A 12,346-nucleotide genomic window follows, 5' to 3' on the forward strand; every position below is an offset into this window, starting at 1 on the left:
GGGTGCGGGGGTGTGAAACCCCCGCGGATGCGGCGGGTGCGGGGGTGTGGAACCCCCGCGGATGCAGTTGGTAAGGGGGGGCGAAACCGCGCCTGCCGTCAGCCCAGAAGCGTCGCCACCCGGCGCAGCGCCAGCAGGTAGCCCTCGGTCCCGCATCCCGCGATCACCGCATCGGCGCGCGACGAGACGTAGGAATGATGCCGGAAGGCCTCGCGCTTGTGGATGTTCGAGATATGTACCTCGATCACCACACCCTCGAACGCCAGCAGCGCGTCGAGCAGCGCGACCGAGGTGTGGGTATAGGCTGCCGGGTTGATCACGATCGCTTCGGCGCCCTTGCGGGCCTCCTGCACCCAGGTCACCAGCTCGCCCTCATGGTTGGTCTGGCGGAACTCGGTGGTCAGGCCCAGCTCGGCGGCCAGCCCGGCGCAGGACCGGGCGACATCATCCAGCGTCTCGGCGCCGTAGACCTCGGGCTGCCGGGTGCCCAGCATGTTCAGATTCGGACCGTTGAGGATCAGGACGTCGCGCGCCATGACGGCCTCAGCGCCGGGCCGTCATGCGGTTCGACTGCGCCTCGACCACGATCTGGCGAATCCGGCGCAGCTTCGACGCACTCAGGTAGGCCCCCACCGACACCTCGCGCGAGGCGGCGGTCGAGGCGTTGGTCGGGGCGGGCGGCGGCTTCAGGATGAAGCGGTAGGTCATCACGCCGTTCTGATCCGGCTCGCCGTCGTTGGTGGCAGCGAGGGAGCCGTCCCAGTAGCCTTGGTATGGCGGCAGGCCGGTGGCGCGGACGATCGCGCCGGTCGGCGTCCGTTCGACCTTGAGCGCGGTCACCTTGGGGACCAGCGGCCCCGTCGGCTCCATCGCGGGATAGCCGCCCTTGGGGGTCAGCGTGTCCTCCTGCGGCGCGCTTGCGTGGCGGCCCCAGTTGAAAGGGTTGATGCGCGACGAAAAGCTTCCGCAGGCGCTGACCAGCAATACACCCGCCAATGCGGCAACCAGCGGTCTTCTCATTCCTACGCCCCGATCCTTGCCTCGTTCTTCGTGCCTACGGGTAGCCGAAAGCGGCGGCTTTGAAAAGCGCCCCGTGTCGGGTCCGGTGTCGGTTGCCGTGATGTGCCGCGGGCGGCGATCACACGCGCGACACCCGGCCAACAGGAGCGCGGGCGGTTTCCGCGTGCCCCGGGCTCTGGACCTTCCGCGCCCGGCACCCTAGGTGAGGCAGGCAAAAGGAGTGACCCATGGCCAGCCCAGCTTTCGAGGACATCGCCGAGACTTTCGCCTTTCTTGACGATTGGGAGGACCGCTACCGCCATGTGATCGAGCTGGGCCGCGAGATGGCGCCGCTCGACCCGGCGGTGAAGGTGCCCGCGACCAAGGTCGACGGCTGCGCCAGCCAGGTCTGGATCCTGCCGAGGATCGAGGGGCAGGGGCCCGGTGCCAGCTTCGATTTCCAGGGCGAAAGCGACGCGATGATCGTGAACGGCCTGATCGCGGTGCTGCACGCGCTCTATTCCGGGCTGACCGTGGACGAGGTGGGCCGCGTCGACGCGCCGGCGGAGCTGGGCCGCCTCGGGCTGCATGATCACTTGTCTTCGCAACGCTCCAACGGGCTGCGCGCGATGGTGGAGCGGATCCGCAAGGTCGCGGCCGAGGCGGCGGCCTGAGCCGCTGGGCCGCCCAGGCGCCCGACATTTCGCTGCTCTCCGGCTCTCCGACCGCTGACGCGGATTTGTAGCCGGCTCCTTGGCGCAGGGCACGCGATTTGCCTATGCTCCCCGCCGGGTGGCGGCCGGTATGCCGGCGCCGCCGGCCCGGGAACAGGAGACGGAGCGCCCCCATGCGCAAGCCCATGCCGATCCGCCGCAGAACATTGCTTGGCGCTGCCCTGGCGCTGTCGCTGGGTCCGGGCCTCGCCCTGCCGGGGCGCGCCGAGGCAGCCGGGACCACCGGGGCGCTGATCGGCGTGGCGGCAAGCTTTGCCGCGCCCGCCCGCGCCATCGCAAAAGCCTACGCGGCCGCCAGCGGCAACACCATCCGCCTCGCCGTGGCGCCGACCGTGACGCTGCAGAGCCGGATCATCAAGGGCGCGCCCTATGATGCCATGCTCTCGGACGATGCGCTGACGCCGGAGGAGCTGGCGACCGTCGGCTATGTGGTGCGGGACAGCCGCTTCACCTATGCGGTGGGCAAGCTTGCCCTGTGGTATCCCCGCGGCACGAAGATCACCGACCCTGCCGCGCTGATGATGGATCCGAAGATCGCGCATGTCGCGATGGCCGATCCCGACCTCACCCCCTATGGCGCCGCGGCGCGCGAGGCGATCGACGCGCTGGGGCTGGAGCGCAAGCTTGACGCGAAGCTTCTGAAGGCGCCGGATGTCGGTGGGGCCCTCGCCATGGTCCGCACCGGCAAGGCGTCGCTGGGCTTCGTCGCCTATTCGGCGCTGACGGGGCCGCAGGCGCCCCGTGGCGGGGCGGTCTGGGTCGTGCCGACGAGCGATTACGCGCCGATCCACCAGGATGCCGCACTGCTGAAGCACGGCCGGAACAATGCCGCCGCGCGCGGGTTCCTGGATTTCCTGAAGGGGCCGCAGGCGCGCAAGGTGATGGCCGCCTACGGCTACGGCGCGATCTGAGCGGCGGGTGGGCGTGGCCCGGCCTTACCCCTTCACCGACCAGCCGCCGTCGATGATCATCGTCTGGCCCGTCATCCACGCCCCGGACCGCGCAGCAAGGAACACCGCCGCGCCGGCGATGTCGTCGGGCTCTCCCAGCCGGCCGAGGGCATAGCTGGCCGCGGCGCGCTCCGCGCGGGCTGGATCCTCCCACAGGGCGCGGGCGAAGTCGGTCTTCACGATGGCGGGGGCTATGCCGTTGACGCGGATGTTGTCGGCGCCGTGGGCGACGGCAAGGTTGCGCACCAGCTGGGTGTCCGCCGCCTTGGTGAGGGCATACATCCCCAGCTCGTCCGAGCCCTTGAAGGCGGCGATCGACGAGACCACCACGATCGCGCCCCCGCCCGCCGCGCGCATTCCCGGGATCACACGCCGCGCCAGCCGCATATTGGAGCGGATGTTGACCCGGATCGTCTTGTCGAACGCATCGTCCGGCGTCTCGAGGAAGGGCCCGTAATAGGGGTTCACCGCGGCGTTGCAGACCAGGATGTCGATGGGGCCGAGGGCCTCCTCCGTCCGGTCGACCAGCGCGTCGAGCGCCGCGTCGTCCGAGATGTTGGCGGCGATCGGGACCGCGGTGGCGCCGGTCGCCGCGATCTCGTCCGCGACCGCGCGGCAGGCGTCATCGTTGCGCGACGAGATCACCACCCGCGCCCCCGCCGCCGCCATGGCACGCGCGATGGCAAGGCCGATGCCACGGGTCGAGCCGGTGATCAGAGCGGTCTTGCCGCCCAGGTTGAACAAGTCCATGGTTCCTCCCGTAGGGTCAAGCACGCATCGGTGCAATTCCACCTTGAGGGGATAGCGGCCTGAAACTAGGTTTTGCAATGCAAAACCCCGGAAGAGGAGCCGGGCGAAAGGGAGGAGGATGGCGTGAAGGGCCAGATGATGAACCGTCCGCTCATGATTGCGGACATCCTGGAATATGCGGCGCTGATCCACCCGAAGGGCGAGATCGTCTCGGCCCGGGTCGAGGGCGATCTGCACCGTCAGAGCTATGTCGAGACCGCCGCGCGCACCCGGCGGCTGGCCAATGCGCTGACCGCGCTGGGGGTGCGCGACGGCGACCGGGTGGGGACCCTGGCCTGGAACGGCTACCGGCATGTGGAGCTTTACTACGCGGTGTCGGGCATGGGGGCGGTCTGCCACACGATCAATCCCCGGCTCTCGGCGGAACAGCTGGCCTATATCGTCAATCACGCCGAGGACAGGCTTCTGTTCCTCGACCTCACCTTCGTGCCGATGGTCGAGGCGCTGCGCGGCCAGCTTCCCGCGGATCTGCGCTACGTGATCATGACAGACCGTGCGCATATGCCGGAAAACACCCTGGATGCCCTGTGTTACGAGGAAATCCTCGACCAGCGGACGGACAGCTATTCCTGGCCGGAACTGGAGGAGGATACCGCCTCGGGGCTGTGCTATACCTCGGGCACGACAGGCAACCCCAAGGGCACCCTTTATACCCACCGCTCCACCGTGCTGCATGCGATGGCCGTGGCACTGTCGTTGGCGGCGGCGCTGAAGCCCGGGTCGAAGATCCTGCCGGTGGTGCCGCTGTTCCACGTCAACGCCTGGGGTCTGCCCTATGCTGCGCCGCTTTCCGGGGCGACGCTGGTGATGCCGGGCCCGCATCTGGACGGCGCCAGCCTGTTCGACCTGATGGAGGGAGAGCGGGTGTTCTCGGCCTGGGGCGTGCCGACGGTCTGGATGGGACTTCTGGCCGAGGTCAAGGCGCGTGGCCGGTTGCCCGAGGGCTTCGGCGACGTTGTGATCGGCGGCTCTGCCGCGCCGCGCGCGATGATCGAGGCGTTCGAGGAACGCGGCGTAAATGTCTGTCACGCTTGGGGAATGACGGAGATGAGCCCGGTGGGCACGCAGGGCAACCTGCCCGCGCATCTGGCCGCCGCCCCGCCGGATGAAAAGATGCGGCTGAAGGCCAAGCAGGGCCGCAAGCTGTTTGGCGTCGATCTCAAGATCGTCGACGACGCCGGCGAGGAACTGCCGCAGGACGGCAAGCATGCCGGCATCCTCTACGTTCGCGGCAACACCGTCACCTCGGGCTATTTCCGCAACCCCGAGGCCGATCGCGCGGTGTTCGACGAAAAGGGCTGGTTCGCCACCGGCGACATCGCGACGATCGACCCGGACGGGTTCCTGACGCTGACCGACCGCTCGAAGGACCTGATCAAGTCGGGGGGCGAGTGGATTTCCTCCATCGACCTCGAAAACGTGGCGATGGCCTGTCCGAACGTCGCCAATTGCGCGGTGATCGCGGTGCCACACCCGAAATGGGACGAGCGCCCGCTGCTGATCGTCGTGCCCGAAACGGGCAAGACCCCGGATTTCGACGTGATCAAGGACCGCATGGGGGCGCACTTCGCGAAGTGGCAGCTGCCCGACGCGATGGAGGTGGTCGAGGCATTGCCGCTGACCGCGACCGGCAAGGTCTCCAAGCTGACGCTTCGGCAGAGGTTCGCGGATTACAAGCTGCCCGACACGGCCTGAACAGCGCCCGACGGCGGCCGCCGCGTCCCGCGTGGACGCGGCGGGTTGACCGCGAATTGCGAAACCCTATTCTGCATAGCGAACGCGGGCAAAGGAGGAGGCCCCATGACACCCGAGGATCTGTTCACGTTGCCGGGAAAGGTGGCGCTGGTCACCGGCGGGGCCACCGGCATCGGCCGGATGGCGGCCGAGGCGCTGGTGCGGGCCGGGGCCCGCGTCCTGATCGCCAGCCGCAAGGGCGAGGCCTGTACCGCCGTCGCGGAGGAGCTCAACGCCCTCGGCGCGCCCGGTTCGGCCGAAGGCTTCGCCGGCGACGTCGCGACCGAGGCGGGCGTCAAGGCGCTTGCGGCCGAGGTTGCCGCGCGCACCGACCGGCTGCACATCCTGATGAACAACGCGGGTCGGTCCTGGGGCGCCCCGCTCGAAGACTTCCCGCACGAGGCCTGGGGCAAGGTGCTCGACCTCAACGTCACCGGGCTTTTCACGCTGACGCAGGCGCTTCTGCCGCTGCTGGAGGCTGGCGCCAGCGCCGACGATCCGGCGCGCGTGGTGAACCTCGGCTCGGTGATGGGAGAGATCCCGATGGGTGGACGCGCCTATTCCTATGCCGCCTCCAAGGCCGCGGTGCACCACCTGACGCGGATCCTGGGGCAGGAGTTGGCCCCGCGCCACGTGACGGTGAATGCCCTGGCGCCGGGGCCGTTCCCCTCGAAGATGACCGCCTTCGCCACCGCCGATCCCGAGACGCGCGCCAAGGTCGAGGAGACGGTGCCGATGGGCCGGGTCGGCCGGCCAGAGGATATCGCCGGCTGCGTTCTGTTCCTGTGCGGTCGCGGCGGGTCCTATGTCACCGGCGCAGTGCTGCCTGTCTCGGGCGGGGTCAATGTGACCACCGGGACGCCGCTGTTCGAAGCGGCGCAATAAATACATGAAATCAAGGGGTAGGAGGGTGCAATGGATCTTGGAATGAGCGACCGGGTGAAACCGCTGATCGCAGGCGTCCGCGCGATGGTGCGCGACGAGATCGCGCCGCTGAGCGCCGAGTTCGAGGCCGAGGTCGGCCGGCATCCCTCGGGCGACCGGTTCAAGCATACCGCGCGGCAGCTCGAGATCCTTGACACCCTGAAGGCCATGGCACGCGAACGGGGGCTGTGGAACTTCTGGCTGACCGACAGCGAGAAGGGCTTTGGCCTGAGCACGGTGGAATACGCCTACCTGGCCGAGGAAATGGGCAAGGAAAAGATCGCGGCCGAGGTGTTCAACTGCTCCGCCCCCGATACCGGCAACATGGAGGTGCTGGAGCGTTACGGCACGCAGGCACATAAGGATCGGTGGCTAACCCCGCTTCTCAGCGGCGAAATCCGCTCTGCCTACCTGATGACGGAGCCGGGCGTCGCCTCGTCGGATGCGACGCAGATGGCGCTTCGGGCCACGCGCGATGGCGATGACTGGGTCCTGAACGGCGAGAAATGGTGGGCCTCGGGCGCCGGTGATCCGCGCTGCGCAATCTACATCGTGATGGCCTGCACCGACCCAGAGGGGCCGAAACACAGGCGGCATTCGATGTTCCTGGTGCCCGCGGGCACCGAGGGGGTCGAGGTGCTGCGCCCGATGCAGGTTTTCGGCGAGGATGACGCGCCGCATGGCCATATGCACATCCGCATGACGGATGTGCGGGTTCCGGCGGCCGACCTCGTACTGGGCGAGGGCCGCGGCTTCGAGGTGGCGCAGGGGCGCCTCGGGCCGGGGCGGATCCACCATTGCATGCGGGCCATCGGCCAGGCCGAGAAGGCGCTGGAACTGATGTGCCGGCGCTCGCTCAACCGCGAGGCCTTTGGCAAGAAGATCGCGGAACTTGGCGCAAACTATGACATAATCGCCAACGCCCGGATGGAGATCGAGATGGCGCGGCTGCTCTGCCTCAAGGCCGCGTACATGATGGATACGGTCGGTGTGCGCGAGGCGCAGCCCTGGATCAGCCAGATCAAGGTGGTGGCGCCGCTGACCGCGCTGAAGGTGATCGACGAGGCGATGCAGATCCATGGCGCGATGGGGATCAGCCAGGACACGCCGCTGGCCACGATGTGGACGCATGTGCGGACCCTGCGGCTTGCCGACGGCCCAGACGCGGTGCACCGCCGGCAGGTCGCGCGGGCGGAACTGAAGCGCTACACCAACGACCGCCAGTGACCGAGCTGGTCCTCATACGCCATGGCCAGGCCTCGTTCGGGGCCGCGGATTACGATGTGCTTTCGCCCCTAGGGCATGAGCAGTCCCGCGCCCTGGGCCGGGCGCTGAAGGCGCAGGGGCTGCGGCCCGACAGCCTGTGGATCGGGGCGCAGCGGCGGCACCGGGAGACGCTGGAAGGCATCGCCGAGGGGTTGGGGATCGATGCAACTTCGCCCTCCATCCACCCGGGATTGAACGAGTTCGACTTTACCGGCCTGCTCGAGGCACGGTTTCGCGACAGGGACCGGCCGGCGGGTCTGCATGACGACCGGGCCACGCATTTCCGCATGCTGCGCGACACCGTGCTGGCCTGGCAGCGTGACGAGATCGCCGATCCGCCGGAAAGCTGGGACGCCTTCGCCACCCGGGTGCGTGCGGCCCGCGACGCGATCCTGTCTGCGGGTTCGGAAAAGGGGGCTATCGCGCTCGCCGTCTCCTCCGGCGGGGCGATCGGCCGGATGGTGGCCGAGGCGATGGAGGCCCCCGCGGCGCAGATGATCCATCTGCAACTGCAGATCCGCAATTGCGCGGTGACGCGCTTCCGCAGCGGTCGGACGCGGACCTACCTCACCGGGTTCAACGAGACACCGCATATTCTGCAAGAGACCGGGCATCTTCTGACCTACAGCTGAGAGAACGCATGATGACGGACACGCAATCCCTTGATCTCGTCGCCGTTTCGCACTGGCTGGAGGGCCATCTGCCCGGGTTCCGCGGCCCAGTCACCGCACAGAAGTTCGATACGGGACAATCGAATCCGACCTTTCGTCTCCAGACCTCCGACGCCGCATACGTTCTTCGCCGCAAACCCCCGGGAAAGCTGTTGAAATCCGCCCATGCGGTGGATCGGGAGTTTCGCGTTCAGCGCGCGCTGGCGGAGACCGAGGTGCCCGTCGCGAAGATGCACCTTCTGTGCGAGGACGACAGCGTCATCGGCTCGGCCTTCTACATCATGGAATGGGTTGACGGCCGCAATTTCGACGACCCGTCGCTGCCCGGCATGGAGCCCGCCGACCGCGCCGCAATCTTCGCCGAGATGAACCGGGTCCTGGCAGCGATTCACAAGGTGGATCTGAAACTTACGGGGCTGGACGACTATGGCCCGGAAGGCAGCTATTACCGGCGACAGATCGATCGCTGGACCAAGCAGTACCGCGCCTCCGAGACCGAGGCGATCCCCGCCATGGACGAGCTGATCGCCTGGCTCGACGCAAACGCGCCCGAGGACGACGGCCGCCGCACCCTCGTCCATGGCGATTATCGCATTGACAACATGCTGTTTTCCCGCGAGGGGCCGGCCTGCCTCGCGGTGCTGGACTGGGAGCTTTCGACCACCGGCCATCCCTTCGCCGACCTCGCCTCGGTCATCATGCAATGGCAGCGCCCGCCGGGGCGCGAGGGGCGCGGGCTGGCCGGGCTGGATCGTCGCGCGCTGGGGCTGCCGTCGGATGAGGCCTTCATCGCAAGCTATTGCGAACGGATGGGAATTCCCGGCATCCCGAGGTTCGGCTTCTACCTTGCCTTCTGCGCCTTCCGGATGGCGGCGATCCTTCAGGGGGTCAAGAAAAGGGCCCTTGACGGCAATGCCTCCAGCCCCGAGAGAGCATTGAAGATAGGGGCTTATGTCCCGCAATTCGCAGAAGGCGGGCTGGAGGCGGCGAAAAGTGTCTGACAGGCGCTATAGCGGCAAGGTGGTGCAGATCACCGGGGCGGCCTCGGGCTTCGGCGCGCTGGCGGCCCGTCGCTTCGCGGCCGAGGGCGCGCGGCTCGCGCTGTCGGATATCGACGCCGACCGCCTTGCCCCGCTGGTGGAGGAGCTGGGCGGCGACCATCTCTTCGCCGCGCTGGACGTGTCGGATGCGGACCAGCAGGCCGATCATGCCGCGGCGATCCGGGCGCGCTTCGGGCGGCTCGACGTGGCGATCAACAATGCCGGCGTCGGGCATGAGCTGATGCCGCTCTCCCGCATCGAACCGGCGGAGTTCGACTGCGTCATGGCGATCAATGCGCGCGGGGTCTTCCTCGGCATGCGGCTGCAGATCCCGGCGATGCTGGGGACGGGCGGCGCCATCCTCAACGTGGCGTCCGCGGCGGGGCTGGTCGGCGCGGGGCACCTTGCGGCCTATGCGGCCTCGAAGCACGCGGTGGTGGGTCTGACCCGCGCCGCGGCGGACGAGATGGCGACCCGGGGGATCCGCGTCAACGCGCTCTGCCCGTCCTTCGCGACGACGCCGCTCTTCGATGCGATGGCCGATCAGGTCGCCGCCCGCCACAATGCTTCGCGCGACGAGGCCTATGGGCGGATCGCCGCGCGGGTTCCGATGGGGCGGGTGGCGCGGCCCGAGGAGGTGGTGCAGGCCATGCTCTGGATCTGTGCGCCGGAAAACAGTTTCATGACCGGGCAGGCGGTCTCGATCGACGGAGGGCTGAGCGCGGTATGAGTGACGGGAACGACCCGCAAGGCGGTGCGGCGGAGGACGCCCAGGGCGAGGACCGGGCCTTCGTCACCGCGCTGGCCCGCGGGCTCGAGGTGCTGCGCTGCTTCCGACCGAATGAGACCACGCTGACCAACCAGGACATCGCGCAGCGGACCGGGCTGCCCAAACCCACGGTGACCCGGCTGACCTACACGCTCAAGAAGCTCGGCTATCTCGTGCATTCGGAGCGGACCGGCACCTACCGGCTGGGCGCGGGGGTTCTGTCTCTGGGCTACGGCGTGCTGGCGGGGATGGAGATCGGCGAACGCGCGGCCGAGGAGATGCGCGCGCTCTGCGAAGGGCCGAATCCCCACATCACCGCGGCGCTGGGGGAACGGCACCGCCTCAAGGTGGTCTACATGGCGGTCAGCCGCTCGCACCAGGCGGTCGCGCTGTCGATGAGCGTGGGGGCAAGGCTGCCGCTCTTTCACTCGGCAATCGGGCGGGCGATCCTTGTCGCCATGCCGGAGCGCGAGCGCGCCCACATGGTCTATCTCGCGACGCAGGAAGCGCCGGGCGACGCGCCGAAGATCCGCGAAAGCCTGGCGCGCGCCGAGGCCGATTACGCGCGCTACGGTTTCGTCACCGCCTTCGGCGACTGGCACGCCCATGTCCACGGCATCGCGGTGCCCGTGGTGTCGCTCGACGGCGACCGGATCTACGGCATGAACGTGGGTGGCCCGGCCTTCCTGGTCACGCCCGAGGAACTGATCGGCGATTACGGCGACCGGCTCAAGGCGGCCGCCGCGACGCTCAGCCGCAATGCCTGACACCTCCTCCGAAGGATCCAAGATGACCGACGACCTCGACCCTGCGCTGATCGAAGATGCCTATGCGCTGCAATCCCACCTCGGCTTTCGCATCACCGGTTGGAAACCCGACTGGGCGCGGTTCGAGCAGCCGCTCGAACCCTACCTGATGAACCGCTACGGCATCCCGCACGGCGGCATCTACGCCACGCTGCTCGACACCGTGATGGGCTTTGCCGGCTGCTATACCGGCGACCCGGAGAACCGCCTTTTGGGGATGACGCTGACGCTCAACACCAGCTTCCTCGCCCGCCCCGAAGGCATGCGCCTGATCGCCGAGGGCCGGCGTATCGGCGGCGGCCGCTCGACCTTCTTCGCCGAGTCCGAGATCCGCGACGAGCTCGGCACGCTCTGCGCCCGCGGCACCGGCGCCTTCCGCTACCGCAAAGCGTCCTGACGCCCCGTCCTGAGGCGCCGTCCGGACACCCGGGCACAGGCGCCCCGCATCCCCACTTTCTGCTCGAAAATATCCCACGGGGGTGCGGGGGTGTGAAACCCCCGCGGATGCGGCGGGTGCGGGGGTGTGAAACCCCCGCGGATGCCCTCGCCGTCGGGAAAATCCCCGCGGGTCAGGCCACCTGCAACCCTTCCATGACCTGTGACAGGCAGTAATCCGTGTCGCCCAGCTGCGCGTCGATCATCACGATGCGCTTTGCGTAATGCGACACTGCCGCCTCCCAGGTCACGCCGATGCCGCCGTGCATCTGCATCGTCTCCTCCGACATCAGGCGACCGGCGCGGCCGATCAGGTTCTTGGCCATGGCCGCCTTGCGGTCGGCCTCCGGCCCGCCCAGGGCATCGGCGGCAAGGATGGTGATCGATCGCATCTGTTCGATCTCGGTCACCAGGTCCACCGTCCGGTGCTGCAGCGCCTGGAAGGAGCCGATGGTGCGGCCGAACTGGGTGCGGGTCTTGAGGTGTTCCAGCAACATCTCCTTCATCCGCTCGGCCACGCCCACCGCCTCGGCGCAGAGCGCGATCATGCCCGCGTTCAGCGCATCCTGAAGGGCGGTCCGGGCGTCGGGGATCAGGCGTTTCGCCGGGCTCGCGTCAAGGAACAGCTCCGCCGCGCCGCCGCCCTCGACCATGCCGTAGGGGGTGATCCGGGCATCGCCCGCCGCGACCTCGTAGAGGCCGAGCATATCGCCCTCCAGCGCCGCCACGAGAAAGCGCGTGGCCGAGGGTCCGCCGTAGACCACCGACTTGCGCCCGGTGAGCGCCCAGCCGTCGCCCGCCTTCGACGCGCGGGTCTCGAGGTGGTCGAGGCCCCAGGGCGCCTCCGGTTCGGCGATGGCCACGGCCAGGCGCTCGGTGCCCTCCAGCACCGCCTCGGTCTCTGCGCCCGCGGCCGACAGCAGGCGCAGCCCCATCAGCGCGCCCAGCACCGGCTCGGGGCAGAGCGCGCGGCCAAGCTCCTCGAACACCGTGGTGATGTCGAACCCCGTGCCGCCCATGCCGCCGTGGTCCTCGTCCGCCAGCGCGTGCAGGATCCCCAGCTCGGCCATCTGCGCCCAGAGGTCGGGCGAATGCCAGGGCGCGTCATAGGCGACCGTGTTGCGGGTGGCGATGTCGTAGCGGTCGGCGAGAAAGCGGTTCAGCGTCTCCGCCAGCATGCGCCTGTCTTCGGTCTGATCGAAATCCAT

Annotated in this window: 14 protein-coding genes; 10 read left to right on the top strand and 4 right to left on the bottom strand. The window is 68.5% G+C overall.

Going from position 1 to position 12,346, the window contains the following annotated elements:
- Window positions 1-98 precede the first annotated feature (98 nt).
- Both aroQ and CVV76_RS03315 read right to left on the bottom strand, forming a co-directional pair.
- Window positions 99-536 carry a type II 3-dehydroquinate dehydratase gene (aroQ, locus tag CVV76_RS03310; RefSeq protein ID WP_102223196.1) on the bottom strand — a complete coding sequence of 146 codons (438 nt, stop codon included), beginning with the start codon at window positions 534-536 and terminating at the stop codon, window positions 99-101.
- Window positions 537-543: 7 nt separating this feature from the next.
- Window positions 544-1,020, bottom strand: coding sequence for a hypothetical protein (locus tag CVV76_RS03315; protein WP_102223197.1), 477 nt, complete (start codon window positions 1,018-1,020; stop codon window positions 544-546).
- 227 nt (window positions 1,021-1,247) lie between these two features.
- On the opposite strand from CVV76_RS03315, the gene CVV76_RS03320 reads away from it, so the two are divergent.
- Together CVV76_RS03320 and modA are read left to right on the top strand one after the other, a co-directional pair.
- On the top strand, window positions 1,248-1,673 hold the full coding sequence (locus CVV76_RS03320; RefSeq protein WP_102223198.1) for a SufE family protein: 426 nt from the start codon (window positions 1,248-1,250) through the stop codon (window positions 1,671-1,673).
- A 173-nt stretch (window positions 1,674-1,846) separates the two neighbouring features.
- Window positions 1,847-2,644, top strand: coding sequence for a molybdate ABC transporter substrate-binding protein (gene modA, locus CVV76_RS03325; protein ID WP_158243090.1), 798 nt, complete (start codon window positions 1,847-1,849; stop codon window positions 2,642-2,644).
- A gap of 24 nt (window positions 2,645-2,668) precedes the next feature.
- Here modA and CVV76_RS03330 read toward each other — a convergent pair whose 3' ends face one another.
- The gene (locus CVV76_RS03330; RefSeq protein ID WP_102223200.1) at window positions 2,669-3,433 is read right to left on the bottom strand and encodes an SDR family NAD(P)-dependent oxidoreductase; all 765 of its coding nucleotides are present in this window, start codon (window positions 3,431-3,433) and stop codon (window positions 2,669-2,671) included.
- Between the two features lie 123 nt (window positions 3,434-3,556).
- Between CVV76_RS03330 and CVV76_RS03335 the strand changes: the two genes are divergently transcribed.
- From CVV76_RS03335 to CVV76_RS03370, 8 genes are all read left to right on the top strand, one after another.
- Window positions 3,557-5,188, top strand: coding sequence for a long-chain-fatty-acid--CoA ligase (locus CVV76_RS03335; protein ID WP_102223201.1), 1,632 nt, complete (start codon window positions 3,557-3,559; stop codon window positions 5,186-5,188).
- Between the two features lie 105 nt (window positions 5,189-5,293).
- Complete coding sequence (locus CVV76_RS03340; protein ID WP_102223202.1) at window positions 5,294-6,112, top strand: SDR family oxidoreductase; 819 nt, start codon at window positions 5,294-5,296, stop codon at window positions 6,110-6,112.
- A 30-nt stretch (window positions 6,113-6,142) separates the two neighbouring features.
- Window positions 6,143-7,378 (top strand): acyl-CoA dehydrogenase family protein, encoded by a 1,236-nt coding sequence (locus CVV76_RS03345; RefSeq protein ID WP_102223203.1) that lies wholly within the window; start codon window positions 6,143-6,145, stop codon window positions 7,376-7,378.
- Window positions 7,375-8,049: a histidine phosphatase family protein gene (locus CVV76_RS03350; protein WP_102223204.1), complete on the top strand. Its 675-nt coding sequence runs from the start codon at window positions 7,375-7,377 to the stop codon at window positions 8,047-8,049. The genes CVV76_RS03345 and CVV76_RS03350 overlap by 4 nt, the downstream gene beginning before the upstream one ends.
- 8 nt (window positions 8,050-8,057) lie before the next feature.
- Window positions 8,058-9,089 carry a phosphotransferase family protein gene (locus tag CVV76_RS03355; protein ID WP_102223205.1) on the top strand — a complete coding sequence of 344 codons (1,032 nt, stop codon included), beginning with the start codon at window positions 8,058-8,060 and terminating at the stop codon, window positions 9,087-9,089.
- Window positions 9,082-9,858 (top strand): SDR family NAD(P)-dependent oxidoreductase, encoded by a 777-nt coding sequence (locus CVV76_RS03360; protein WP_233192699.1) that lies wholly within the window; start codon window positions 9,082-9,084, stop codon window positions 9,856-9,858. The genes CVV76_RS03355 and CVV76_RS03360 overlap by 8 nt, the downstream gene beginning before the upstream one ends.
- Complete coding sequence (locus CVV76_RS03365; RefSeq protein WP_102223207.1) at window positions 9,855-10,664, top strand: IclR family transcriptional regulator; 810 nt, start codon at window positions 9,855-9,857, stop codon at window positions 10,662-10,664. Before CVV76_RS03360 ends, CVV76_RS03365 begins: the two co-directional genes overlap by 4 nt.
- 22 nt (window positions 10,665-10,686) lie before the next feature.
- Complete coding sequence (locus CVV76_RS03370; RefSeq protein WP_102223208.1) at window positions 10,687-11,100, top strand: PaaI family thioesterase; 414 nt, start codon at window positions 10,687-10,689, stop codon at window positions 11,098-11,100.
- Between the two features lie 172 nt (window positions 11,101-11,272).
- Here CVV76_RS03370 and CVV76_RS03375 read toward each other — a convergent pair whose 3' ends face one another.
- A complete protein-coding gene (locus CVV76_RS03375) occupies window positions 11,273-12,346 on the bottom strand; it encodes an acyl-CoA dehydrogenase family protein (RefSeq protein WP_102223209.1) in 1,074 nt (357 codons plus the stop codon).

The sequence above is a fragment of the Acidimangrovimonas sediminis genome (genome assembly GCF_002871005.1).
Taxonomy (GTDB): domain Bacteria; phylum Pseudomonadota; class Alphaproteobacteria; order Rhodobacterales; family Rhodobacteraceae; genus Acidimangrovimonas; species Acidimangrovimonas sediminis.